This is a genomic window from Streptomyces sp. NPDC048288, from assembly GCF_043201555.1.
Taxonomy (GTDB): domain Bacteria; phylum Actinomycetota; class Actinomycetes; order Streptomycetales; family Streptomycetaceae; genus Streptomyces.
Genome location: NZ_JBICZD010000005.1, coordinates 520,417 through 543,547 on the forward strand (window position 1 = coordinate 520,417; position 23,131 = coordinate 543,547).

Annotated in this window: 20 protein-coding genes and 2 pseudogenes; 13 read left to right on the plus strand and 9 right to left on the minus strand. The window is 69.9% G+C overall.

What is annotated here, in order from left to right; genetic code table 11:
• Nucleotides 1-31: 31 nt before the first annotated feature.
• Both ACGFZS_RS21110 and tnpA read right to left on the minus strand, forming a co-directional pair.
• Nucleotides 32-853, minus strand: coding sequence for an NAD(P)H-binding protein (locus tag ACGFZS_RS21110; RefSeq protein WP_393796397.1), 822 nt, complete (start codon nt 851-853; stop codon nt 32-34).
• Between the two features lie 158 nt (nt 854-1,011).
• A pseudogene (tnpA, locus tag ACGFZS_RS21115) lies at nt 1,012-1,441 on the minus strand (IS200/IS605 family transposase).
• Between the two features lie 49 nt (nt 1,442-1,490).
• Here tnpA and ACGFZS_RS21120 point away from each other — a divergent pair.
• Nucleotides 1,491-2,705: an RNA-guided endonuclease InsQ/TnpB family protein gene (locus tag ACGFZS_RS21120; RefSeq protein ID WP_393796581.1), complete on the plus strand. Its 1,215-nt coding sequence runs from the start codon at nt 1,491-1,493 to the stop codon at nt 2,703-2,705.
• Nucleotides 2,706-2,781: 76 nt separating this feature from the next.
• The gene (locus tag ACGFZS_RS21125) at nt 2,782-3,285 is read left to right on the plus strand and encodes a TetR/AcrR family transcriptional regulator (protein ID WP_393796398.1); all 504 of its coding nucleotides are present in this window, start codon (nt 2,782-2,784) and stop codon (nt 3,283-3,285) included.
• A 23-nt stretch (nt 3,286-3,308) separates the two neighbouring features.
• On the opposite strand, the gene ACGFZS_RS21130 is transcribed toward ACGFZS_RS21125, so the two are convergent.
• A complete protein-coding gene (locus tag ACGFZS_RS21130) occupies nt 3,309-3,749 on the minus strand; it encodes an SRPBCC domain-containing protein (RefSeq protein ID WP_393796399.1) in 441 nt (146 codons plus the stop codon).
• 94 nt (nt 3,750-3,843) lie between these two features.
• Here ACGFZS_RS21130 and ACGFZS_RS21135 point away from each other — a divergent pair, with 94 nt between their 5' ends.
• The 5 genes from ACGFZS_RS21135 to ACGFZS_RS21155 all read left to right on the plus strand — a co-directional run bounded on the left by ACGFZS_RS21135 (nt 3,844) and on the right by ACGFZS_RS21155 (nt 8,843).
• Complete coding sequence (locus ACGFZS_RS21135) at nt 3,844-4,551, plus strand: TetR family transcriptional regulator (protein ID WP_393796400.1); 708 nt, start codon at nt 3,844-3,846, stop codon at nt 4,549-4,551.
• A gap of 392 nt (nt 4,552-4,943) precedes the next feature.
• Nucleotides 4,944-5,546, plus strand: a complete 603-nt coding sequence (locus ACGFZS_RS21140) for a TetR/AcrR family transcriptional regulator (RefSeq protein WP_393796401.1) — start codon at nt 4,944-4,946, stop codon at nt 5,544-5,546.
• A gap of 240 nt (nt 5,547-5,786) precedes the next feature.
• Nucleotides 5,787-6,983, plus strand: a complete 1,197-nt coding sequence (locus tag ACGFZS_RS21145; protein WP_393796402.1) for a cytochrome P450 — start codon at nt 5,787-5,789, stop codon at nt 6,981-6,983.
• Between the two features lie 33 nt (nt 6,984-7,016).
• Nucleotides 7,017-7,229 (plus strand): ferredoxin, encoded by a 213-nt coding sequence (locus ACGFZS_RS21150; protein ID WP_393796403.1) that lies wholly within the window; start codon nt 7,017-7,019, stop codon nt 7,227-7,229.
• Nucleotides 7,230-7,385: 156 nt separating this feature from the next.
• Nucleotides 7,386-8,843 (plus strand): APC family permease, encoded by a 1,458-nt coding sequence (locus ACGFZS_RS21155; protein ID WP_393796404.1) that lies wholly within the window; start codon nt 7,386-7,388, stop codon nt 8,841-8,843.
• Between the two features lie 117 nt (nt 8,844-8,960).
• Here the strand turns inward: ACGFZS_RS21155 and ACGFZS_RS21160 are convergent, their stop codons facing one another.
• On the minus strand, nt 8,961-9,671 hold the full coding sequence (locus tag ACGFZS_RS21160) for a type 1 glutamine amidotransferase (protein WP_393796405.1): 711 nt from the start codon (nt 9,669-9,671) through the stop codon (nt 8,961-8,963).
• 104 nt (nt 9,672-9,775) lie between these two features.
• On the opposite strand from ACGFZS_RS21160, the gene ACGFZS_RS21165 reads away from it, so the two are divergent.
• Nucleotides 9,776-10,681: a hypothetical protein gene (locus tag ACGFZS_RS21165; RefSeq protein WP_393796406.1), complete on the plus strand. Its 906-nt coding sequence runs from the start codon at nt 9,776-9,778 to the stop codon at nt 10,679-10,681.
• An 89-nt stretch (nt 10,682-10,770) separates the two neighbouring features.
• On the opposite strand, the gene ACGFZS_RS21170 is transcribed toward ACGFZS_RS21165, so the two are convergent.
• The 3 genes from ACGFZS_RS21170 to ACGFZS_RS21180 are packed head-to-tail and all read right to left on the minus strand — an operon-like array spanning nt 10,771 to nt 13,650.
• On the minus strand, nt 10,771-11,625 hold the full coding sequence (locus ACGFZS_RS21170) for a bifunctional methylenetetrahydrofolate dehydrogenase/methenyltetrahydrofolate cyclohydrolase (RefSeq protein ID WP_393796407.1): 855 nt from the start codon (nt 11,623-11,625) through the stop codon (nt 10,771-10,773).
• A gap of 40 nt (nt 11,626-11,665) precedes the next feature.
• Nucleotides 11,666-12,511, minus strand: coding sequence for a formyltetrahydrofolate deformylase (purU, locus tag ACGFZS_RS21175; protein WP_393796408.1), 846 nt, complete (start codon nt 12,509-12,511; stop codon nt 11,666-11,668).
• A 17-nt stretch (nt 12,512-12,528) separates the two neighbouring features.
• Entirely contained in the window at nt 12,529-13,650 is a 1,122-nt protein-coding gene (locus ACGFZS_RS21180) for an aminomethyltransferase family protein (RefSeq protein WP_393796409.1), read from the minus strand.
• 111 nt (nt 13,651-13,761) lie between these two features.
• Here ACGFZS_RS21180 and ACGFZS_RS21185 point away from each other — a divergent pair, with 111 nt between their 5' ends.
• Complete coding sequence (locus ACGFZS_RS21185) at nt 13,762-14,382, plus strand: TetR/AcrR family transcriptional regulator (protein WP_393796410.1); 621 nt, start codon at nt 13,762-13,764, stop codon at nt 14,380-14,382.
• A 60-nt stretch (nt 14,383-14,442) separates the two neighbouring features.
• Here the strand turns inward: ACGFZS_RS21185 and ACGFZS_RS21190 are convergent.
• Nucleotides 14,443-14,685: pseudogene (locus tag ACGFZS_RS21190) on the minus strand (carboxyl transferase domain-containing protein); the annotation flags it as partial.
• 174 nt (nt 14,686-14,859) lie between these two features.
• Nucleotides 14,860-17,160 (minus strand): FdhF/YdeP family oxidoreductase, encoded by a 2,301-nt coding sequence (locus tag ACGFZS_RS21195; RefSeq protein WP_393796411.1) that lies wholly within the window; start codon nt 17,158-17,160, stop codon nt 14,860-14,862.
• A 176-nt stretch (nt 17,161-17,336) separates the two neighbouring features.
• Here ACGFZS_RS21195 and ACGFZS_RS21200 point away from each other — a divergent pair, with 176 nt between their 5' ends.
• The 4 genes from ACGFZS_RS21200 (at nt 17,337) to ACGFZS_RS21215 (ending at nt 23,126) form a co-directional block, all read left to right on the plus strand.
• Entirely contained in the window at nt 17,337-18,251 is a 915-nt protein-coding gene (locus ACGFZS_RS21200) for a LysR family transcriptional regulator (protein WP_393796412.1), read from the plus strand.
• Nucleotides 18,252-18,640: 389 nt separating this feature from the next.
• On the plus strand, nt 18,641-19,993 hold the full coding sequence (locus ACGFZS_RS21205; RefSeq protein WP_393796413.1) for an alpha/beta hydrolase: 1,353 nt from the start codon (nt 18,641-18,643) through the stop codon (nt 19,991-19,993).
• 68 nt (nt 19,994-20,061) lie between these two features.
• Nucleotides 20,062-21,609 (plus strand): MFS transporter, encoded by a 1,548-nt coding sequence (locus tag ACGFZS_RS21210; RefSeq protein WP_393796414.1) that lies wholly within the window; start codon nt 20,062-20,064, stop codon nt 21,607-21,609.
• 260 nt (nt 21,610-21,869) lie between these two features.
• Nucleotides 21,870-23,126: a substrate-binding domain-containing protein gene (locus ACGFZS_RS21215; RefSeq protein ID WP_393545046.1), complete on the plus strand. Its 1,257-nt coding sequence runs from the start codon at nt 21,870-21,872 to the stop codon at nt 23,124-23,126.
• The last annotated feature ends 5 nt before the right edge of the window (nt 23,127-23,131 follow it).

Consider the following 23,131-nt stretch of genomic DNA (forward strand, 5'->3'; position numbering starts at 1 on the left):
CCGGGCCGGCGGAACGCGACGGCAAGCCGGCTCACCGGAATCGCGCCGCGTTGGCCCGGGCCCAGTCCGCGAAGGTGCGGGGTGGCCGACCGGTGACTTCCTCGACGGACGGGAACACGGTTGCCTCGTCCAGCTTTCCGCCGGAGTAGAAGCTGAAGAACGCGTCGACGTACTGCTCGGGCATCTGGGCGAGCATCTCCGCGCGGGCCTCGTCGTCGGGCTGGGCCTCGTAGCGGATCTCGCGGCCGAGCACCTCGCCGAGGACACGGACCCGGTCTCCCGGACGCAGCGCCTCCGGGCCGGTCACCGGGTACACGCGGCCCTCGTGTTCCGCCGTGACCAGCGCTTTCGCGGCGACGGCGGCGATGTCGGCCGGGTCGACGACGGCGGCGGGAACATCCGGCCACGGTGCCCGCACCACACCGGCCTTGATCATCGGCAGCCACTGGAACGCGTTCGTCATGAACATACGCGGGCGGACCATGGTCCACGCGAGCCCGGACGCCCGCAGCGCGTCCTCGGTGTCGATCATGTAGCGGGCGACGGCGTTGGTCCGGTCCCCGGTCTCGGCCGAGCCGCCGGACATCAGGACGACGCGACGCACGCCGGCCTTCTGTGCCTCGGCGAAGACCTCTGGTGCGTAGCCGCTCAGCAGGAATAACGCCTCCGCACCGGCCAGTACCGGCGCCAGGGACGACGGGTCGGTCAGGTCCCCGGCCACGGCCTCGGCACCGGGCGGCACCGTCGCCGTAGCCGGATCCCTGGTCAGGGCCCTTACCCGCGCACCCCCGTCGACCAGTAGGCGAGCCACCTCACGCCCGACGTTCCCGGTCGCGCCCGTCACGACGATCATGCGAACTCCCCTTTTGTTAGGGATGGTTCCCTAACAAGTAGGCTACGGGTCCATCCCTTGTTCTCCGTAGGGAATCCCGGCCTTCAGGCCGGGCGGGAATACGATTCTCGGCCCGGAGGCGCGCAGCGCCGGAGATCTCTGCGTATTCGGGGTGACGGTCAGACCGGTCGTTTCTGGTTCTCGATGTACTCCTTGACGATGCTCAATGGTGCGCTGCCGCAGGATGCGGCGAAGTAGGACGGGAACCAGAACACGGATCCTGTCCCGATCCGGTTGATGCGGCCGGTGTACTCCGCCCGCAGGTACCGGGAGCTGACGCCCTTGAGGGAGTTGACGAGTTTGGACAGGGCGATTTTCGGGGGGTAGTGCACGAGCAGGTGGACGTGGTCGCCTTCGCCGTTGAATTCCAGCAGCTGCGCGCCGAAGCTCTCGCACGCGTCCCGCATGAGCGCTTCGCAGCGCGTCAGCATGTCGTCGTTGAAGATCTCACGCCGGTATGTGGTGACGAACACCAAGCGGGTGTGGAGGGTGTAGATGACGTGGGTTACCCCTTCTGATGTCGGGATCTGGTTCCCAGCGCGGTGATATGCGCCAAGTCTAGTAGGATCGAGTGGATTTGGCCGGAGGGATGGGTTGGATGATCCGTGCGTACAAGTTCCTCATCCGGCCTACCGTCCGCCAGGAGCAGGCTCTGGCCGAGATGCTGCGCGATCACTGCTCCCTCTACAACGGGGCGTTGCAGGAACGTCGCGGCGCCTGGCGGCACGTCTCGAAGACCAGCATCAAGTACGGGATGCAGTCCGCGCAGCTCAGGGAGATCCGGGCGTTCGACCCGGAGCGTCAGGGCCGATGGTCGTTCAGTTCACAGCAGGCCACCTTGCGCCGTCTCGACAAGGCGTTCGCCGCGTTCTTCCGCCGGGTCAAGTCCGGAGAGGCCCCGGGCTACCCACGTTTTCGCGGGGTGAACTGGTTCGACACGGTGGACTTTCCCAAGGACGGGGACGGCTGCCGGTGGAACTCCACCCCGCGCGATGCCGTCACCCGGGTCCGCTTCCAGGGCGTCGGCCACGTCAGGGTCAATCAGCACCGCCCGGTGGTCGGCCATGTCAAGACCGTGTCGGTGAAGCGCGAGGGCCGAAAGTGGTTCGTCGTGCTGACCGCCGAGCAGGGCCAGCCTGAACCGCTGCCCGCGACCGGCTCTGTCGTCGGCATCGATCTGGGCATCACGAACTTCCTCGCCGACTCGAACGGCGGCTTCGTGCCCGGTCCGCGCCACGGCCACCGTGCGGCCGCGAAACTGGAGTCGGCCCAGCAGGCCCTGTCCCGGTTCCCGCGATGCAAGGCGAAGGACCGAACCGCCAACCACCGGCGCGCGGTGGAGAAGGTCGCCCAGTTGCACGGTAAGGCGCGGCGCCAGCGGCTCGATCACGCACACAAGACCGCGCTCGGCCTGGTGCGTGCACATGACTTCATCGCGCACGAAGACCTCAGGATCGACAACATGAGCAAGGCCCCCGCACCGAAACCCGACCCCGACCGGCCGGGCACCTTCCTGACCAACGGGGCCGCCGCGAAGGCCGGGCTCAACAAGTCGATCAACGATGCCGGATGGGGGGTGTTCCTGACGATCCTGCACGCCAAGGCTGAAAGCGCCGGACGGGAAGTGATCGCCGTGAACCCCCGCAACACCTCCCGCACCTGCCCCGAATGCGGGCACACCGCGAAGGAGAACCGGCCCACACAGGAGAAGTTCCACTGCGTCTCGTGCGGCCACCACGCGCACGCCGACACAGTAGGAGCCGTCAACGTTCTACGGGCCGGGCTGGTCCGTCGCGACGCCAACCCGGCGTAACGAGAAGCCCCCGGCTTCAGCCGGGGGAGGAGTCACGAGACGCACTGCCCAGGAGACGCGGGAACACATCCTGACGGTGACGCACGACCTCTTCTACTGGCACAGCATCAAGGGCACCGGAGTCGACACCGTCGCCGCGGCGGCCGGTGTCGCGCCGACGACCCTCTACCGCCTGTTCGCGTCGAAGGACGATCTCGTCGCTGCGTACGTCGAACGCGCCGGCGGGCTCTACAGGCAGTGGTTCCTCGACGCGACGGCTGAAGGCTCGCCCGCCGACCGGATCCTGTCCCTGTTCGACGCGCTCATCGAGCAGGTGCAACCCGCATACTGCCGGGGCTGCCCCTTCCTGATGGCGATGGCCGAACTGCCGGACGTGTCGGTGAAAGCGCACACGCTGGCCGTCGAGACCAAGGCGTGGGTCCGCGAGCGGATCGGCGGACTCGCCCCGTCGGACGTCCTCGCGGACCAGATCTTCCTTGTCATGGAGGGGGTTTACGCCTCCGTGCAGTCACTCGGCGCCGACGGGCCCGCACGGCAGGCGCGCGGGCTCGTCGAGTCGCTGCTCAGGGCGGCGGGTTGAGGGACGGCCGGTGGCTGTTCCGGTCAGGTCTTGTCCAGGTCGTCGAGCACGGCGGGCAGGCCGACGCTCAGCATCTTCCTCCGGACGTGACCCAGGATCTGGGTCATCAGAAACCCGCCCACACCCGTGAAGCCTGTGTGGTCGTAGGTGAATCGCGTTCCCCCGCCATGGGGTTCGATGCGGTAGGCGACCTCGGTGGTCTCGCCACCGCCGGGGTCGGTCCACGAGTAGCGCAGCAGCCGGGGCTCGTCCACTTCGAGGACGACGCAGTCGACGATGCCGCTCCAGCCGGGCTTGGGCTTGGCGATGAACTGGAACCGGGCGCCGACGGTGGTGGTGAAACCCTCCGGGTGTGCCCCGGCTCCGGTCGCGGTCCACAGCGGTATGAGCCCGGGGTCGGTGACGGCGTGCCAGACCTTGGCGGGGGAGTGAGCGTAGTCGCGGACGATGTGGATGGCGCTCATGGTGCTCCTGTAGCGGTCACGAAGAAGCAGAAAGTACAGTCACTGAAAAATTATAGTAGCGGTAAATATTCTGCTGCTGCACTACTCTGGCGTCATGAGCACGGTGGACTGGACGGCATGGCGCCCGGAGGCTGCGGAGTCCGGGGCGGAAGGCTTGCGGGAGCAGAAGAAGCGCCAGTTGCGGCAACGCCTCTCCGACACCGCGACCGACATGTTCCTGGAGCGCGGCTTCGACGCTGTCCGCGTAGCAGAGATCGCCCAGGCCTGCGGAGTCTCGGAGAAGACGGTCTTCAACTACTTCCCCACCAAGGAATCGCTCATCCTGGACCGGGGCGAGACCACGATGGCCGCCCTGCGGGCCGGCCTGGCCGACCCGGACCACACTCCGGTCGAGGCCGTACTGCGGATCCTCTCCGGCGAGTTGAGCGCCATGACCTCCTGGATCGCCGCGCAGGACGACCCCGCCCACGCCACCGCCATGATCAGGCGCTTCGGCGCGCTGACCAGGTCCGCGCCCTCGCTGAGGGCCTACCACCGGGACATGACCGACCGGCTTGTCACCGTCGCGGCCGAGGTGCTGGCCCGGCGCACCCACGGAAGTCCGGACGACCCGGAACCGCAGATCGCGGCAACCGCCCTGCTCGGACTGTGGTCGATCCAGTTCCAGAGCCTCGGGAGACATCTGAACGGCGCCCACACGCCGCCACAGATCCAGGAGGCGGTGACCGCCGACGTCCGCCGCGCGGCCAAGCTCGTCGAATCCGGCCTGACTTCGCTCGAAGACGCCGCTCCGACCCGCTGACGCGCTCACGTGCTCACGTGCAAGATCACGATCTACGGCTGGAGTCCTTGGGGATGCGGCGCGGACAATCGGGAGGTGCGCGAAGGAGCTTCAGTCGGTGGGGTCGGCCTGCAGTGCGAGGACGAGCGCCAGCCGTGTCCAAGGTCAGGGCCTCCGTCGCACCGGTGCGCAGCCGGCCTTCCAGGGCGCCTTCCGGCAGTGTCCGTACTCGGGTACTTGTCGTCGGACCTCGTTCTCCATCTCATCGGCCGCCAAGGCGAGTTGGCGCCGTAACCGGCCGACGAGTTCGGGCGGTACCGATCCGGCCGGGACGCCGTCCGATGTCGGGGGTGGGGTCGGTGTGGCCATACGGGCTGCTTTGTCTCGTTCGAAGTGCGGGTAGGGTCGCGCCCATGAGCGATTCCTCCAGGGTGCCTGCCGCCGGGCCGCGTAAGCGGGTGGACTACGGGACCGGTCGTGAGGCGTTGCTCGACGCGGCCGTCCGGGTGGTGGCCCGGGGCGGCCTGCGCAAGCTCACCTACCGTGCCGTCGCGCAGGAGGCGGGCGTCACGCACGGTCTGGTGGTGCACCACTTCGGCTCGCGCGACGCGTTGATCGAGGCCGCCCTCACCCATGCGGTGCGCACCAGCGCGAGCACGAGCGCGCTGGAACCGGGTGCGGGCAATGTTGCGGACTTCGCGGCGGGGCTGTCGGACATGGTCACCCGTGAGCCGGACATGCAACTGTTCCAGTACGAGCTCATGCTCGAATCGCGCCGCAGGCCCGAGCTGCTTCCGCAGATCCGTGCGCTGTACAACGAGTACTTCGAGGCCACGGAGCGGGAGTTGTCCCGCATCCTGCCCGAGGGAGCCACCCCTGCCCTGAACCGGCTGGTCTTCGCGGCGCTCGAAGGGCTGGTGCTGCACCAGCTGGTCCTCGGCGAGCCGGAGGTCACCGAGGCCGCACTGAAGGAGCTGCGGTCCCTGCTGACTCGGAAGAGGGAAGAGGGGGCGTAGTCCCACTCGCCTTGGGCTGTACGAAATAGCAGGTCAGAACGGGTCCTCGTCGCTCAGCGGCGGGGGCTCGTTTGATTCCGAACAAGTAAAGAGCCGATCGCGGCGGCGCGAAGTATTGACGAAACTATCCGAGTGGATAATTCTCACGGGGTGGGGCTGCCGTCCGCCCGTTCCGAGGCGGCCCCTTCTCGCCCCTTCTCGCCTCTTCTCCCTCGCATCCCATACGAGGAGTGCCACGACATGACCGTCACCGCCGCCGAACCCACGTCCGCGACCGAGGATCTGCTGCCCTTCCGCGACCCCGGCTTCCGCGCGAACCCGTACCCGTACTACGCGCGGCTGCGGAAGCAGCATCCCGTCCACCGGCACTCGACCGGCCTCTACGTCATCTCCCGCTACGAGGATGTCGCCCGGCTGATCCGCAACCCCACCCTGAGCGTGCAGCAGCTCGACTTCGGGCCCGCCGACCCGATCCACGACACGATGCTCGGCAAGGACGCCCCCGACCACACCCGGCTGCGCCGGATCACCAACCGCTGGTTCACGCCCAAGGCGGTCGAGGGGTGGGCGGAGGTGATGCGGACCTCCGTGGCGGCCGTACTCGACGAGGTCGAGAAGGGCGACGGCGTCCTGGACGTGGCCGACGGGCTCGCTCTGAAGTGCACCTTCGACACCGTCTGTCACATCTTCGGTATCGAGCCGACCGACATGCTCGCCATTCAGCGCAAGACCTACGAGATCGGGCTCAGCCTCGGCCCCGGCGGCAACGAGGAGGAGGCGACGGCCACGGCGGAGGCCCTCGCCTGGTTCGCCGAACATGCCCGCCGACTCGTGGCCGTCAAGCGTGCCCACCCGGGCGAGGGTCTGATCGACGCCTTCGTCGCCGCGCAGAGCGAGGGGCGGATGACCGAGGAGGAGGTCGTCCACACGATCTTCCTGTTCTTCGCCGTCGGCCACCTCGACGTCAAGCACCTCATCAACCACGGCATCTGGATGATGACCCAGAAGCCCGAGCTGTTCGCCGCCTACCGCGACGAGCCCGAGGCGCGGCCCGGCATCATCAACGAGATCCTGCGCATCGACACCCCGGAGTCGATGGTGGTCCGCCTGGCCACCCAGGACACGGTCGTCGGCGACACGACCGTACCCGCGGGAGAGGCCCTCGCCCTGCTCATCGCCTCCGCCAACCGTGATCCCGAGGTCTTCGCCGACCCCGACACCTTCGACCACACCCGCCCGGTCGCCGCCAGCCAGCACCTCGCCTTCGGCTCCGGCATGCACGGTTGCGCCGGCCAGGTCCTGGCCCGCGCCGAGGCCGACGTCGTCTTCAGCTCGATCACCGAACGGTTCGCCGGTGTCGAACTCGCCGGCGAACCCGCCTATGCGCACACCGAGTTCCTGCGCACCATCACCCACCTCCCCGTCCGCTTCCGCTGACTTCCCCCACCCCCGCGAGAGACAGGAGCTGCCATGAAGGTCGAAGTCGACCTCAACAGGTGCCAGGACCACGGCCAGTGCGTCTACGCCGCCCCCGACCTGTTCGCGCTGGACGACGACGGACGCCTGTCCCTGCGGGCGCACGCGACCGACGTGTACACGGCCGACGTGGACGCGGCGAACGCCGAGGAGCTGTACGAGGCGGCCGAGGTCTGCCCGCTGCAGGCCATCACGGTGCACGGGTAGCCGGGCGGCGATCGCCGGCGGCGGAGGGGAATCGGCGATCGCCGAACCGATGTGGGCCAAACCCCTTGCCAAACGGATAGTTTCCGCCCAGCATGAGGCAACTCGTTTGGCCTAAAACGAAATTTCGCCCCTCTCCGTCCCCGGTAGGTGATTCGAGTGGACAGTCAGACCGCGGTCTCCACGCAAGCCGCTCAAGACGCATCCATGGCAGGCAGGCTCAAGCCCGACTCTCTCGGTGTCCTGGGCATCCTCTTCTTCGTTCTCTCCGCCCAGGCGCCGCTGACCGGTATCGCCGGGGCCGTGCCCATCGCCGTCGGCATCGGCAACGGTGCCGGGGTCCCCGCCGCCTATCTCGCGGCCGGCCTCGTCGTCCTGCTCTTCTCCGTGGGATTCGTCGCGATGGGCCGGCATGTCGTGGACGCCGGAGCCTTCTACACCTACATCGGCAAGGGGCTCGGCCGCCCGGCCGGTTCGGGCAGCGCCGGTGTCGCCCTCTTCGCCTACTGCGCGGTCCAGGCCGCCATGTACGGGCTCTACGGCGCCACGGTGAGCGGCCTGGTCGAGCACTACGGCGACGTTCATATCGCCTGGTGGGTCTGGACCCTGGTCACCATGGTGATCGTCCAGGTGCTCGGCGCATCCGGCATCGAAATGGGTGCCAGGATCCTCGCGGTCTTCGTGCTGGCGGAGTTCAGCATCCTGATCGCCTTCGCCGTCGTGACCCTCGTCAAGGGCGGCGGGCCCGCCGGGCTCGGCTTCACGGACAGCTTCTCACCGTCCGCCGCGCTCAAGGGCGCTCCGGGGGTGGCGCTGATGTTCGCCGTGGCGTCGATGTTCGGTTTCGAGGCCACCGCGATCTACGGCGAGGAGGCTCGCGAGCCCCGCAAGACCGTGCCCCGGGCCACCTATGTGTCGGTCGCCGTGGTCACCGGCTTCTTCGCCTTCGTGTCCTGGATGCTGATCTCCGCGCACGGTGCGTCCCGGGCCACCGCCGACGCGGGCAAGGCGCTGCAGAGCGGCGACGCCACCTCGTTCGTCTTCGCGCCGATCGCCGACCTCTTCGGTGGCTGGGCGAACGACGTGCTGCCGATCCTGCTGGCCACCTCCCTCTTCGCCGGCATCCTGGCCTTCCACAACTCCGCCAACCGCTATCTCTTCTCCCTCGGCCGCGAAGGGCTGCTGCCGCACGGCCTGACCGCGATCAACCGGCGGCACTCGCCCTGGGCGGCCGGCATCGTACAGACCGCGATCTCCGTGCTGCTGGTGATGCCGTTCGCGATCCTGGGCAAGGACCCGGTGCTGACCCTCTTCTCCTGGTTCAGCGGTGTGGCGGTGCTCGGCATCATGCTGCTGTACTTCCTGACCTCGGTGTCCGTGATCGTCTTCTTCCGCCGCTCGGGTGCCGACACCCGCCCGTGGAACACGCTGATCGCCCCTGTCCTGGGGGCGCTCGGCATCGCGGGTGCCATCTGGCTGATCGTCGAGAACTTCACCACGCTCATCGGCGGCGACCGGACCACGGCCATCTGGCTCCAGGCCACGGTCCCGGCGGTGCTGATCCTCGGCGTCGTCGCCGCCCGCGTGACGCGCGACAGGGCAACGGCCCGGGGCTGAGAGTTCCGTTCCCCCCCCGGCGTGGCCGACCGGTTCCCGCTCCCCCGGGGACCGGTCGGCCACACCCGACTGCCACCGGTCCACGGAGGACTTCCCTGTGTCAGCCTTGCGCGCCCGTCAGTCCGCCGCGAGCGCCACCCGGTCGAGGAACCCGTCGACCAGGCGGCGGGCGTTCGTCCGGGCCGTTCCCTCCAACTCCTGGGTCCGGGTGACCAGTTCACCGGGGTCCACGCCCTGGCGCAGGCACTGCTCCGTGCCGTCGAGCGCCAGCCACAGGCGGACCGTCTCGGCCGTGATCTCGGGGTGGAACTGCACGCCCAGGCTGCGTCCGAGCCGGAACGCCTGGGTGCACACCGAGTTCCGGGCCAGTTCCTCGGCCCCGGGCGGCGGCAGGCAGCGGTCGTAGTGCCACTGGAACCACGGGCCGGGGCCGACGATCGCGGGATCGTCGGTGTCGACCTCGACCCAGCCGATCTCGGGGCGCGGCGATGCCGCGACCGAACCGCCGAGCGCGGAGGTCAGGGCCTGTGCGCCGAAGCAGACGCCGAGTATCGGGACGCCCGAGTGGTGGGCCTTGCGGAGCAGGGCCAGTTCGCCGCCGATCCAGGTGCCGATCGCCGACTCGTCGTACACCGACCAGGGGGCGCCGAGCGACACGACCAGGTCCCAGCCGTCGGGGGAGGGGAAGTCGAAGGTCACGTCGGGCGTGAGGTGGCGCTCCTCGGGCACCACCGTCATGGCCGTCAGGTCGTATCCGCGCTCCACGAGCCGGGCCCCGACAGGGCCGGGGTCGGTCGCGTGGTCGTGCTGGATGACGAGTGCGCGCACGGCGGGCTCCTTCCTGGGTTCACGAACCGGCCTCGGGGCCCGTGAACGTGATGACTGCTCCGCACCCATCATATCGTTTGGAATCAAATAACATATTCGGAGCTATGGCACTCTTCAGTCGCAGACAACACGAACCACGCCTCGCCCCCGAACTGGACGACGTTCCGCTGGGCCGGGTGCTGAGAGGTATCGCCGCCACGCGCGGTATCGGTCCGCAGGATCTCGCGGTCGCCCAGGTGGAGCGGCTGCTGAGGGACACGGGAGACGACTGGGACCGCCGTTCCCACCGGGTCGGCGTTCTCGCGCACGCGGTGCCCGCGCTGGCCCGCGCCTGGCGTGAGCACCGGCCGCGCGATCCCGACGCGCTGGTCCTGGCCGCCTGGTCGGAGCTGGCCACCGATCCGTGGGGCGCCCTGGCGACCTGCCGCCGCGCCGCCGAGATCCGCCCGGGCGATCCGACCCCCTGGGTGGGAGCGCTGGCGGCGGTACGGATCCTGGGACGGCCGACCTCTGAACTCACCCCCGTCTGGAAGGAGATCCACGCCCGCGACCCATGGCACAGAGAGGCGCATCTGCAGATCCTGGGCTACCTCTCCCCGGAGGAGCAGGGAAGCCAGGCCGCGCTGCGGGACTTCCTCGACGACGTCGTCGCGGTCATGCCGCCGGGCGCGCCGACGGCATGCCTGCCGTTGGCCGCCGCGGTCCGGCAGTACCACCGGGACCTGGACGCCGGCGGAACGCGGACGCTGGGCATCGGCCAGTACTGGGCGCAACCGCACACCGCGCGATGGCTGGACCAGGCCCTGGCCCATTGGATGCCCCCTGGTCGGCTGCGCCACGCGGCCGCGGTGGCCGATCTGGGGCTGCTCGCCTACACCTTGAGCAGGGCGGGCCGCGCGCGTGAAGCGGGCCCTGTCTTCTCCGCCGTCGACGGGCTGGTGGCGCCCTGGCCGTGGAGTTACGAAGGGGACCCGGCGGAGTGCTACGCGCACTACGCCGGCCGTGCCTAGCAGAGCCGCCGTCGCGCGTCGGCCCGGGAGGCGACAGCGTGGAACACGGCTTCGGGCCGGGCCTGTTCGGCCCGGCCCGAAGCCGTGCGTCAGGACGAACCGCGTTCAGCGGCCTCGACGATGTTGGTCAGCAGCATGGCGCGGGTCATCGGCCCCACCCCGCCGACCGGCGGGGCGAGTGAGCCGGCGACCTGGTCGACGTCCGGGTGGACGTCGCCGAGGATGCCCTCCACGGTCCGGGTGATGCCCACGGACAGGACCGTGGCGCCCGGCTTGATCCAGTCCGGCTGGACCAGATGGGCCACGCCGGCCGCCGCCACGACCACGTCGGCGACCCGGGCATGGGCCGCGGTGTCCTGGGTTGCCTCGTGGCACAGGGTCACGGTCGCGTGCTCGGTGCTGCGGGTCAGCATCAGACCGAGCGGGCGGCCCACGGTGATACCGCAGCCGATGACGCAGAACTGCCGTCCGGTGATGGGCACCCGGTGGCGCCGCAGCAGGTCGATGATGCCGCGCGGGGTACAGGGCAGCGCCCCCGGAATGCCCAGGACCAGGCGGCCCAGGTTGGCCGGGTGGAGCCCGTCGGCGTCCTTGGCCGGGTCGATGAGTTCCAGTACGGCGTGGGTGTCGATGTGGGCGGGCAGCGGCAGTTGGACGATGAACCCGGTGCAGGCGGGATCGCCGTTGAGCCGGAGCACGGCGGCCTCGACGTCGGCCTGGGTGGCGGTGGCGGGCAACTCCACCCGGATCGAGGCGATGCCGACCTGGGCGCAGTCACGGTGCTTTCCGCCGACGTAGGAACGGCTGGCGGGATCGTCGCCGACCAGAACGGTGCCCAGGCCGGGGGCGATGCCTCGGAGCTTCAACGCCGCCACACGTTCGGCGAGTTCACGTTTGATGTCGGCTGCCGCGGCCTTGCCGTCGAGCAGTGTCGCGGTGGTCATGTCGTACGGGCCTCTCGGTAGGGGCTTCCCGGTGCGGTCGTCAGGAGAAGACGACGGTGCGGGAGCCGGTGAGGACGACGCGGTCCTCCGCGTGCAGCCGAACCGCCCGGGCCAGGACGATCCGCTCGACGTCCCGGCCGATCGAGACGAGCTCCGGCGCGGTGTGGCGGTGTCCGACGCGGACGACGTCCTGCTCGATGATCGGACCCTCGTCCAGGTCGGCGGTGACGAAGTGGGCGGTGGCGCCGATGAGTTTGACGCCCCGTTCGTGAGCCTGGTGGTAGGGCTTGGCGCCCTTGAAGCCGGGCAGGAAGGAGTGGTGGATGTTGATGACCCGGCCGGACAGCCTGCGGCACAGGTCGTCGGAGAGGACCTGCATGTACCGGGCCAGCACCACGAAGTCGACCCGGTGCTCCGTCACCAGCCGCAGCAGCTCGGCCTCCGCCTCCGGCTTGGTGTCACGGGTGACGGGGAGGTGGACGAACGGGATCCCGTACCGCTCCGCGACGGGGGCCAGGTCGGGGTGGTTGGACACGACGAGCGGGATGTCGACGGGAAGTTCGCCCAGGTCCCAGCGGTAGAGCAGGTCGACGAGGCAGTGGTCGAACCTCGACACCATCAGCAGCGCCCGCCGGCGCTGCTCCTCGGGCCGCAGGGACAGTACGGGGTCGAAGCGGGCCAGCCGCAGGGCAAGCCCGTCCCGCAGGCCTTCGGCATCGGCCCGCGGGGTCTCCAGGAGCACGCGTACGGTGAAGGTCCCGGTGCCGGGATCGGAGAACTGGGCGCTCTCCAGGATGTTTCCCTTGCTCTCGTTGATCCCCGCGGAGAGCGCGTGCACGATGCCCGGCTGGTCGGGGCAGCTCACGGTCACGATGTAGCGCTGCATGGCTCTGGCCTCCTGGTTCAGGCCCGTACGCGGGCGCGCTCGGGGTCGTACACGGGCGTGGGCCGGACCGTGGCGTCGGCCTGGGAGCCGTCGGCGGCGACGGCGGTCAGCGCGGTGCCGGACTTCACGGCGTCGCGGTGCACGCGGGCCAGCCCGAGGGTGGCGCCGTCGAGAACCGGGGAAGGCACCGCCATCGTCACGTGGCCGACGTCCCGGCCGTCCAGCTCCAGCCGGGCCCCCTCGGCGGCCTCCGGCGCGGCGTCCACGACGACACTGACGACACGTCCGGTCACCCTGTCCTTCTTGGCCAGCAGCGCGTCCCGGCCCTGGAAGGGTCCCTTGTCGAAGTCCAGCGCCCAGCCCATCCGGCACTCGAACGGCGTGACCGTGTGGTCGTACTCCAGCTCCCCCATGATCATCCCGGCCTCGGTGCGGCAGGTCAGCAGGGCGAGCGCGCCGAAGGCCCGGATGCCGAGGTCCGCCCCGGCTTCGAGGACCGCGTCCCAGAGCTCCAGCGCGCGCTCCCGCCCGACCTGGATCTCGTAGCCGAGTTCGGCCGTGAAGCCGAGCCGGCTGACCTGCGCCGGGATGCCCGCGACGAGGGTGTCCTGGAGGAAGGTGTAGTAGGGGAAGGCCTCGTTGGAGACATCGGCGTGGGTGAGGCGCCGCAGAACGGCGCGGCTGCGCGGGCCCTGCAGGGTGAGGACGGCGTACTCGTCGCGGCGCTCGGTGACCGTCGTGCCGGCGGGGGCGTGCGCGGCCAGCGCCTGCTGGGTGGTCGGGTTGCCGCCGGTGACGACCACATGGCCGGGCGCGAGGACGGCCACGGTCACGTCGTCGAGCATCATGCCGTCCGCGTCGACCACGACCCCGTACGCGATACGCCCGGCGCCGAGCCCGCTGACACTCCGTGAGAAGACGGCGTCGACGGTGGCGACGGCCTGCTCGCCCTCGACATGCCACTTGTAGAGCATCGAGTACTCCGAGGCGCCGACGGCGGTGCGGACGGCCTCGTACTCCTCGGCCGGGTCGCCGATGGCCAGCGGAACCGCGTTGCCGTAGACGTCGATCCACTCCTCGACACGGTCGGCGTAGCGGGGAGCGAACGGGGTGGTGCTCAATCCTTCGGGGACGGCCATGGGGACTCCAGTGGATAGAGAGCGTGCGGCACAGCGAGAATCTATCCATCTGGATAACTTGTCAATAGGATAGATTGGGGTCGGAGGATCACACAGGCACAGGAGGGGTACGTGACCGCCGCGTCGGAACAGGACGGTGAGACGGGCCGGGACATCAGGCCCGGCTACGGCGAAGGACGCGACGCGCTGCTGGCCGCGGCCGTCAGCGTGGTGGCCCGGGGCGGCCTGCGCAAACTGACCTACCGGTCCGTCGCCGCCGAAGCCGGCGTCACGCACGGGCTGGTCGCCCACCACTTCGGTTCACGTGACACCCTGCTCGAAGAGGCCCTGCGGTGGTGCGTCACGCGCAGCATCGACACCTCCTCGCTGGTTCCCGCCAGCGGCAGACTGGAGGACTTCGCAGCGACCCTGGCCGACTTCATCGCGGCCGACCCCGATCTGCAGGCCTTCCAGTACGAGCTCAAGCTCGAATCGAACCGGCGCCCGGAACTGCGCCGCCACGTCGACATGCTCTACGACGCCTACCGCGACGCCGTCCGCGAGGCGCTGGCCTGCTTCGACGTGCCCGAGGAAATGACGGAGATCGTCTTCGCGGCCCTCGAAGGCCTGGTGTTCCATCAGGTCACCTCCGACGGACCGGCGCGCACCAAGGAAGGCATCGACGCTCTCCGTCGGCTTCTCGCCGCCTACCGAGCCCAGACATCCGCCACGACGGAGGCCCAGACGTCCTGACGCTGTTCGGGCGGCCCCGCACCCCGGAGTCAGCAAGGTGAAGTGCCGCACCGATCACTACGGCCGTCCCGGCGGCGGTCGCGGCGCCTCACGCGCCGAGGATCTCGTCACGCAGGAGTTCGGGCGCTGGGACGACCTGTGGTGTGCGGTCTCCAGGGCGTCCTCCTCGTCGGCGGCGAGGCAGTGGGCGTTGCCGTTGGGGGTGTTGCCGGCCCGGGCGCCGCCCAGCTCCTCGGCGCTGGTGCGCTCGCCGCTCACCGCCTCGATGACGTCCGGCCCGGTGACGAACATGTGCGAGGCGCCGAACTCCCCGTGTCTTCTCGGCCTGCCCGGAGCCACCGTCGGTGCCCGACGGGCGTTCAGGTCGGCGATGCGTTCGGCAAGATCGCTGTTCTCCTTGCGGGACGTGAGTGCCGAGAGGGTGGGATTGGTGCCGACGTGGCAAGGGGACGTCGGTGGACGTCGGCGGGGCAGGAGCTAGGCCGGTGTCGGGGCGGTGGCTCGTTCCAGGCGGACGATCACGCTCTTCGACGTGGGCGTGTTGCTGATGTCCGCGACGCTGTCGAGGGGCACCAGGACGTTGGTCTCCGGGTAGTAGGCGGCCGCGGAGCCCCGGGGCGTCGGGTAGGCGACCACGCGGAAGGCGTCGGCGCGGCGCTCGGAGCCGTCGGTCCAGACACTGACGAGGTCGACGAGACTGCCGTCGTCGAGGCCCTGATCCGTGAGGTCGGCGCGGTTGACGAGGACGACACGCCGGCCGCCCTTGATGCCCCGGTAACGGTCGTCCATCGCGTACGGGATGGTGTTCCACTGGTCGTGCGAGCGCAGCGTCTGCAGCACCAGGTGACCCGGCGGTGCCTGCAGCATCGTGAAGTCGTTGACGGTGAAGACGGCCTTCCCGGCGGGGGTGCGGAACACCTTCTCGTTGACCGGGTTGGGCAGCCGGAAGCCGCCCGGCCGCCGGACCCGCTCGTTGAAGTCCCCGAAGCCGTCGACGACTCGGGCGATACGGTCGCGGACGAGGTCGTAGTCGGCCTCGAAGTCCGCCCAGGGGATGTCCGGTCCGGAGCCCAGGACCCGGCGGGCCAGCCGGCTGATGATCGACACCTCGCTGAGCAGGTGCGGGGAGGCCGGGGCGAGCCGGCCGCGGGTCGCGTGGACCTCGCTCATCGAGTCCTCGACGGTCATGAACTGCTCACCGCCGGCCTGGACGTCACGGTCGCTGCGCCCCAGCGTCGGCAGGATCAGGGCGGTGCGTCCGCACACCGCGTGGGAGCGGTTGAGCTTCGTCGATATGTGCGCCGTCAGACGGCAGTTGCGCAACGCCCGCTCGGTGGCCTCGCTGTCGGGCGACGCCCGCACGAAGTTGCCCGCGACTCCGACGAACAGCTGGGCACGGCCGTCGAGCATGGCCCGGATGGAGTCGACGGAGTCCAGGCCGTGCTGGGTCGGCGCGGTGAAACGGAACTCCCGTCCCAGCCGGTCGAGGAAGGGCTGGGGCATGCGCTCCCAGATGCCCATGGTCCGGTCGCCCTGCACGTTGCTGTGCCCCCGGACCGGACACACGCCCGCGCCCCGGCGGCCGATGTTGCCGCGCAGCAGAAGGAAGTTCACGACCTCGCGAATGGTCGGCACGCCGTGCTTGTGCTGGGTCAGCCCCATCGCCCAGCAGACGATGACACTACGGCTGGCCAGCACCCGCTCGTGCACCTGCTCGATCTCGTCCCGGCTCAGGCCGGTCGCCTCCAGGACGGCGTCCCAGGACGTCTCCCGGATGCGCTCGGCGAAGGCGTCGTAGCCGGTGGTGTGCGCCTCGATGAAGTCCCGGTCCAGGACGGTGCCCGGTTCCTTCTCCTCGGCCTCCAGGAGCAGCAGGTTCAGCGCCTGGAACAGGGCGAGGTCGCCCCCGGGCCGTATCTGCAGGAACTGGTCGGCGATGTCCGTGCCGCGGCCGATGATCCCGCGTGCCTTCTGCGGGTGCTTGAAGCGGAGCAGTCCCGCCTCGGGCAGCGGATTGACGGCGACGACACGCCCGCCGCGCCGCTTGGTCTCCTCCAGCGCGGACAGCATGCGCGGGTGGTTGGTGCCGGGGTTCTGCCCGACGACGAAGACGAGATCGGAGTCGTACAGGTCGTCCAGGCTGACGCTGCCCTTGCCGATGCCCAGGGTCTCGTTCAGCGCCGAACCACTGGACTCGTGGCACATGTTGGAGCAGTCCGGCAGGTTGTTGGTGCCGAAGGCCCGCGCGAACAGCTGGAGCAGGAAGGCCGGTTCGTTCGCCAGCCGGCCGGAGGTGTAGAAGAGCGCCTCGTCCGGGTGGTCCAGGGCGCGCAGTTCGTCGGCGAGCAGGTCCAGGGCGCCGTCCCAGCCGATCGGCTCGTAGTGAGTCGCGCCCTCGCGCAGCACCATCGGTTCGGTCAGCCGGCCCTGCTGGTTGAGCCAGTAGTCCGACTTCCGGCTCAGCTCGTCCACCGAGTACTGCCGGAAGAAGTCCGCGGTCACCCGGCGGGAGGTGGCCTCGTCACCGATGTGCTTGGCACCGTTCTCGCAGTACTCGTTGCGGTGGCGATGGTCCGGCCCGGGCTCCGGCCAGGCACAGCCCGGGCAGTCGAAGCCCTTGGTCTGGTTGATGTTCAGCAAGGTCAGCGCGGTGCGCTTCGGCGAGGTCTGCCCGAGCGCGTACTGCAAGGCGTGTACGACGGCGGGCGCACCGGTCGCCCACGTCTTGGGAGCCGTCACCGACAGCTCGGCCTCATCCGGTTCGCCGACATCCCGCATCGCACACCACGCCCCTGGACCCGCGCGGGCCAGGCACACCCCGCCCACTGTTCCCGCCCACTCTTCGGCAGCGCTTCCGGGCAGGTCAAAGCGGAAGTTCCGATCGGCTGACAGGCGCCGCCGATCACGGCCGCGTGACCGGCACCGCACGGCGGGCCGCAAGGGATCATTGAGGCGTGCTGCTGCGCCAACTCGAATACCTCGTCGCCCTCGCCCGCGCCCGCCACTTCGCGAAGGCGGCCCGGGCCTGCTACGTCTCCCAGCCGACCCTGTCCGAGGGCATCCGCAAGCTGGAGGACGAACTCGGCATCCCGCTCGTCCAGCGAGGGCGCCGATTCGACGGCCTCACACCCGAGGGCGAGCGGGTCGTCCTGTGGGCTCAGCGCATCCTCGCCGACCGCGACGCGATGCAGAGCGAGATCCAGGCACTGCGCGCCGGGCTCACCGGCCGGCTCCGCATCGGCACCGTTCCGACCGCGTCCACGGCCGTCGCGCTGCTGACCCAGCCGTTCTGCGCGGCCAACCCGCTCACGACCGTCCAGGTCTTCGCCGACCTGCAGGCCGCGGACATCGTGAACCGGCTGCGCACGTACGAACTCGACGCCGCCGTCACCTACCACAGCTCCGTCGCCGCGGACGACTTCACGTTCCTGCCGCTCTACCAGGAACGCTATGTCCTGCTGACCCAGCGCCCCGCCCCCGGCTCCGGCCCCGCCGAGATCTCCTGGGAGGAGGCCGCCCAGTACCCCCTGTGCCTGCTGCACCCCATGATGCAGGGCCGCCAAGTGCTCGACGCGGTGTTCGAAACCGCGGGAGTGACCGTGACACCGCGAGTCGAGACCGACTCCATCGCGTCCCTGTTCGCACAGGTCAGAGCCGGACACTGGGCCAGCGTCGTACCGCACGCCTGGCTGCATGTCTTCGGAGTCCCCCCAGGCATGCGCGCCGTACCCCTGGTCCGGCCCGTCCGCACCGAGCGCATCGGCCTGGTCCTCCCGGCCCGCGAACCCCGCTCCATGCTCGCCCAGGCCCTGATCGACGTGGCCGACCGGGCGGGCATCTCGGCGACGCTGGAGCGGCTCCCCGACTAGAACCGGATGGTCGGACGGGGTCTGCCGGACCGCCGACGTCAGGGCTGGAAGACCTACTTCGGGCTGACGGCGCACGCCGTCCAGGTGCTCATGGACGGCAGGGACCGCGTCCGGCTGATCCGGGCGGGCTTCGGCTCACCGCAGAACGGACTTTGGGTGGCCCCGGCCCGCGGCAGAGACCGTCTTCCGCGGCCTGGCCGGACGCCGGGAACGGCCGCCCGCGCGCGAACCTGTGCGTCCGGAACGCGGCACCGCCCGACTCAATATTGGGCATTCCATTGACGGCGATGAAAAAAGAGCCCTACATTCGCAGCGCTCTTCCGCTCGCGCCTCCCACTCGGTCCCCCCCCGATCCCCCCGATCCCCCCTCGATTCGCGGAGCCGCCGTCATGCCCCGACCCCGTTTCTCGACCTTTGCCGCCGCCTGTGCGACCGCCCTCGCGGCCACCCTGATCGGACCGGCCACCGTCGCCCGGGCCGCGACGCCCGACCACTACTCCGGCACGCTGTCCGACGGCGCCACCTGGATCGCGGACGAACCCGCACAGTGGAATGGCACCCTGCTGCTCTTCAGCCACGGCTTCGGACCGACCACCGCGGCCGACGCCCCGTCGGCCGCGGCGCGCCAGGCCCTGCTGGACGCCGGCTACGCCCTCGTCGGTTCCTCCTACGACCCGGACGGCTCGATGTGGGCGCTCGACTCGGCCGAGCGGGACCAGTTCGCCGCGCTCACCGCCTTCCGCCGGCAGGTCGGCGTGCCGAGCCGGGTCATCTCGGTGGGCCAGTCCATGGGCGGCCTCGTCAACGCCCGGATCGCCCGCGACGGCGCGGGACGCGTCGACGGCTCACTCGGCCTGTGCGGCCTGGTCGCGGGCGGCGTGGACCTGGACAACTACCAGCTGGACGCCGAGTACACCCTGGCCACGTTCTTCGACCCGGCCGACGCCGACAGGCTCGTGAACCTGGAGGGCCAGGCCGACGCCGGCGCGCTGGCCGACCGGCTCACCCAGGCCGTGGAGACGGCACAGCAGACCCCCACCGGACGCGCCCGCATCGCCCTGGCCGCCGCCTTCCTCAACCTGACCGACTGGGCTCCGGGCCAACAGCCGCCCGCTCCCGACGACTTCGCGGGCCAGGAGCAGCAGCAGTACGCATGGCTGGCCCAGGGCCTGCTCGGCTTCATCGTCCCGGCGCGCTGGTCGGTGGAGCAGTCCGCCGGCGGCAACACGTCCTGGAACAAGGGCGTCGACTACGCCGGCCTGCTGCACAAGTCCAGCCATGCCAAGCAGGTCAGGGCGCTCTACCGCGACGCCGGGCTCGACCTGCGCACGGACCTGAACCGGCTCACCCGCGGTGCGGACATCTCGGCCGACCCGGCCGCGGTGGCTCATCTGAAGCGGACCTCCACGGCCGGACAGGGACTGGCCGTGCCGCTGCTCGACATCCACACCATCGCCGACCAACTCGTGCCCGTCGAGCAGGAGTCGGCCTTCGCCGGCCGGGTGCGCGGGGCCGGAGACTCCGCGCGGCTGCGACAGGCCTATGTGGCACGCCAGAGCCACTGCAACTTCACCACCGCCGAAGTCGTCGCCGGGCTGCACGCCGTGGAACACCGGCTGGACACCGGTCACTGGGACAACTCCGCCACCAGCGCCGAACTCCAGCACAGCGCGGAGCGACTGGACCTCGGCGGCGCCGCCTTCACGGATTACCGGCCGGGCCGGCTCACCGGTACCCGCTGATTCCGATCCACCTTCACCTCACCTCACCTCACATCCCCGGCTCGCACACCTCAGGAGGCGCTGTGTCCATGACGACCGAACCTTCCGCAAGAACGGCGGCCGTCGGCCGCGGTCTGACCACCGGCACGCTGGTCGCCGGTCTCCTCGCCGTCTGCCTCGCCCAGATCGGTCTGGCCATACCGGCCACTCTCAACGGCCTGTTCCAGTCCGACCTGCACCCGGTCGGCTCGCAGCTCACCTGGATCTCCGACGCCTTCCTGCTGCCGGTCGCCGTGCTGGAGCTGACCTTCGGCCTGCTCGGCGACCTCTTCGGCCGCAAACGGCTGCTGATCGGCGGCGCCGCGCTGCTGGCCGTGGGCGAACTGGTCAGCGCCACCGCCTCCGGCGTCCACCAGCTCTGGGCCGGACAGGCCCTGGCGGGTCTGGGTGCCGCGTGCCTGTTCCCGACCTCGCTGGCCATCCTGGCCGCCGGCACCACTTCGCCCGCGCAACGGGCCCGGGTCATCGCCCTGTGGGCCGCCCTGCTCTCCACCGGCGGGTTCCTCGCCCCGCTGCTCGGGGGTGTCACCGCCACCTACGGCTCGTGGCGGTGGTCCTTCGTCGTGGTCTTCGCCGTGGCCGCGGCCAGCGCCGTCGTCAGCTCCCTCTTCGCCGTCGACTCCAGTGCTCCTGAAGGGCGGTCACTTGACCTCGCGGGCCAACTGACCATCGGTCTGGGCCTGTTCTCCCTGCTCTACGCCATCATCCAAGGCCCCACGGACGGTTGGGGCTCGCCCACGATCGTCACCGCCTTCGTCCTGGCGGCAGCGTTCCTCGCCGCCTTCGTCCTCGCCGAGAAGCGCGCCAAGTCCCCGCTCCTGCGCCTCGACCTGTTCCGCAACCGCGCCTTCGCGGTGGCCTCGGTCGTGGCCGTGGTGGGGATGTTCGCCTTCCTGGGCACCGCCTACTCGGTGAGCATCCGGCTCGGCCCGGTGCAGGACCAGGCCCCGATGCGGACGGCCATGGCCTTCGTCCTGCTCAACGGCATCACCCTGGTGATGCTGCCGCTGACGGAACGGCTGCTGAGAACCGTCGCGCCGGGACTGCTGCTGGGCACGGGGCTGCTGCTGATCGCGGCGGGCGACTACCGGGCGGCCACGCTGCCGATCACCGACACCGCCTTCACCTCGCTGATCCTGCCGCTCGGTCTGGTCGGCCTCGGCTTCGCGATCACCGTCACGTCGATCACGGCGACGGCCGTCAACACCGTGCCGGTGCACCTGGCCGGCATGGCGAGCGCCACCACCAACCTGCTGCGGGACTTCGGCTTCACCCTCGGCCCGGCCGTCATCGGCGCGGTGGCCCTGAGCCGGGCGGCCAGCGGCTTCTCCGACTCCCTGCACGACTCCGCGCTGCCGCAGGCGCTGAAGGGCGCGGGCACGGCCGTACTGGAAGAGGGCGGCCCACTCGCGGTGAACGGTGCCTCGGCGGCGTCACCGAAACTGGCCGAACTGCACCCGCTCGCCCTGGAAGCCCTCGGCCACGGATACTCGGTCGGCTTCGTCGTCTGCGGGTCGGCCGCACTGTTCTCGGCACTGCTGGCCCTCGCGACGCTCCGCGGCCGATCCCAGGAGTAGCGAAGGAGCCTCACAGACGTCGACGCCGGCGTTCGCGATCGCAACGAAACCGGTGTTCTCCGTGGTGCGGGACGACGGGTTCGGCCCGCGCCGGACGGGGGGTGTGCACCGGGCCGGTATACCTCCCATCCCCAGGCTCGATGACTGCGGACCTTGTACGTCGTTTCGGGCACTTCTTACGCTGCCGTGCAATTTAGTCGGGCCGTTTCGCTCCGTGACCCCGGCGCCGACTCGCACAGGCTCAAAGGAGAGTCCCCACGATGACCGCAAGACCAGCGACCGCGGCCACCGCCACGACGCACCGCAACCGCACAGTCCGGATCTCGGGCGCTCTCTGTGCCGCGGTCCTGCTCACCGTCACCGCGGCGGGCTGCAGCAAGAAGAGTTCCGACAGCACGAGTGCCGGTTCCGACTCCTCGTCCTCGTCCTGCGGAACCGTCCCGGCGGCGAAGTTCAACGACTCGGCCGGTCTGATCAAGGCCCTGGGCTCGGAGTACGAAGCGGCGTACAGCGGCTACTCCGGCACCGTGCAGAAGAGCGCGTGGGCGAACTGGGAGGGCAAGAAGTCCGGCACGATCACCGTCGGCATCTCCGAGTCCCAGCTGGTGAACCCCTACCAGACGCTGATCAACACCGCGCTGCAGAAGTACCTCAAGGCACAGGGCTACAAGGTCATCGACCTGGTGTCCACCAACGAGGTCACCAACCAGATCTCGCAGTTCAACCAGCTGATCACCGACAAGGTCGACCTGATCATCTACCAGCCGCTGGCCGCCGGTTTCGAGTCGGTCGTGGACAAGGCCGCCAAGGCCGGCATCCCGTCGATCTCGGTGCTGAACAACGTGGCCGACGCCAACACCGTCAACGTCGTGCCCAACGCCTTCGCGGCGGGCGAGGCGCAGGCCGCCGCCCTGGCGAAGTCGATGGGCGGGAAGGGCACGATCCTCGGCGTGCACGGCATCAAGGGCGTGCCGATCGACACCGACACCTTCAAGGGCGCCAAGGCCGCGCTGGCGAAGTGCTCCGGGATCACGCTGGACGACTCGATCTACACCGACTTCTCGCCCACCACGGCGCAGACCAAGGTCCAGCAGTACCTGGCGGCGAACCCGACCAAGACCATCGGCGGCGTCCTGGAGGGCGGCCCGATGACCACCGGCATCATCTCGGCCTTCCAGAAGTCCAACGTCACCGTGGCGCCGGTCGCCGACAACGGCCTCACCAAGGGCGGCGTGGCGTACTGGGCGGCCAACGAGAGCAGCTACAAGGGCGTCGGCCTGTACAACCCGGCCGACGGCCTGGCCAAGGCCGTCGTCCAGGTGGCCAAGCACATGCTCGACGGTGACGGGGTCAAGGCCTCGGACATCGTCATCAACCCGCCGCTCGTCACGAGCGACAACCTGTCGAAGTTCTCGAAGTCGAGTTTCAAGACCGGCGACGCCTCCACCATCACGGTGGGCGATGTCGGCCAGACATTCGCGGAGACGAGCTACATCGACGGCTTCTTCGGCTCGTAGGGAGC

What these genes read in the sequence shown, in the direction of transcription:
- ACGFZS_RS21110 (WP_393796397.1), bottom strand. Translation starts at nt 853, where the DNA reads ATGATCGTCGTGACGGGCGCGACCGGGAACGTCGGGCGTGAGGTGGCT.
- ACGFZS_RS21120 (WP_393796581.1), top strand. Translation starts at nt 1,491, where the DNA reads ATGATCCGTGCGTACAAGTTCCTCATCCGGCCTACCGTCCGCCAGGAG.
- ACGFZS_RS21130 (WP_393796399.1), bottom strand. Translation starts at nt 3,749, where the DNA reads ATGAGCGCCATCCACATCGTCCGCGACTACGCTCACTCCCCCGCCAAG.
- ACGFZS_RS21135 (WP_393796400.1), top strand. Translation starts at nt 3,844, where the DNA reads ATGAGCACGGTGGACTGGACGGCATGGCGCCCGGAGGCTGCGGAGTCC.
- ACGFZS_RS21140 (WP_393796401.1), top strand. Translation starts at nt 4,944, where the DNA reads ATGAGCGATTCCTCCAGGGTGCCTGCCGCCGGGCCGCGTAAGCGGGTG.
- ACGFZS_RS21145 (WP_393796402.1), top strand. Translation starts at nt 5,787, where the DNA reads ATGACCGTCACCGCCGCCGAACCCACGTCCGCGACCGAGGATCTGCTG.
- ACGFZS_RS21150 (WP_393796403.1), top strand. Translation starts at nt 7,017, where the DNA reads ATGAAGGTCGAAGTCGACCTCAACAGGTGCCAGGACCACGGCCAGTGC.
- ACGFZS_RS21165 (WP_393796406.1), top strand. Translation starts at nt 9,776, where the DNA reads ATGGCACTCTTCAGTCGCAGACAACACGAACCACGCCTCGCCCCCGAA.
- ACGFZS_RS21170 (WP_393796407.1), bottom strand. Translation starts at nt 11,625, where the DNA reads ATGACCACCGCGACACTGCTCGACGGCAAGGCCGCGGCAGCCGACATC.
- purU (WP_393796408.1), bottom strand. Translation starts at nt 12,511, where the DNA reads ATGCAGCGCTACATCGTGACCGTGAGCTGCCCCGACCAGCCGGGCATC.
- ACGFZS_RS21180 (WP_393796409.1), bottom strand. Translation starts at nt 13,650, where the DNA reads ATGGCCGTCCCCGAAGGATTGAGCACCACCCCGTTCGCTCCCCGCTAC.
- ACGFZS_RS21195 (WP_393796411.1), bottom strand. Translation starts at nt 17,160, where the DNA reads ATGCGGGATGTCGGCGAACCGGATGAGGCCGAGCTGTCGGTGACGGCT.
- ACGFZS_RS21205 (WP_393796413.1), top strand. Translation starts at nt 18,641, where the DNA reads ATGCCCCGACCCCGTTTCTCGACCTTTGCCGCCGCCTGTGCGACCGCC.
- ACGFZS_RS21210 (WP_393796414.1), top strand. Translation starts at nt 20,062, where the DNA reads ATGACGACCGAACCTTCCGCAAGAACGGCGGCCGTCGGCCGCGGTCTG.
- ACGFZS_RS21215 (WP_393545046.1), top strand. Translation starts at nt 21,870, where the DNA reads ATGACCGCAAGACCAGCGACCGCGGCCACCGCCACGACGCACCGCAAC.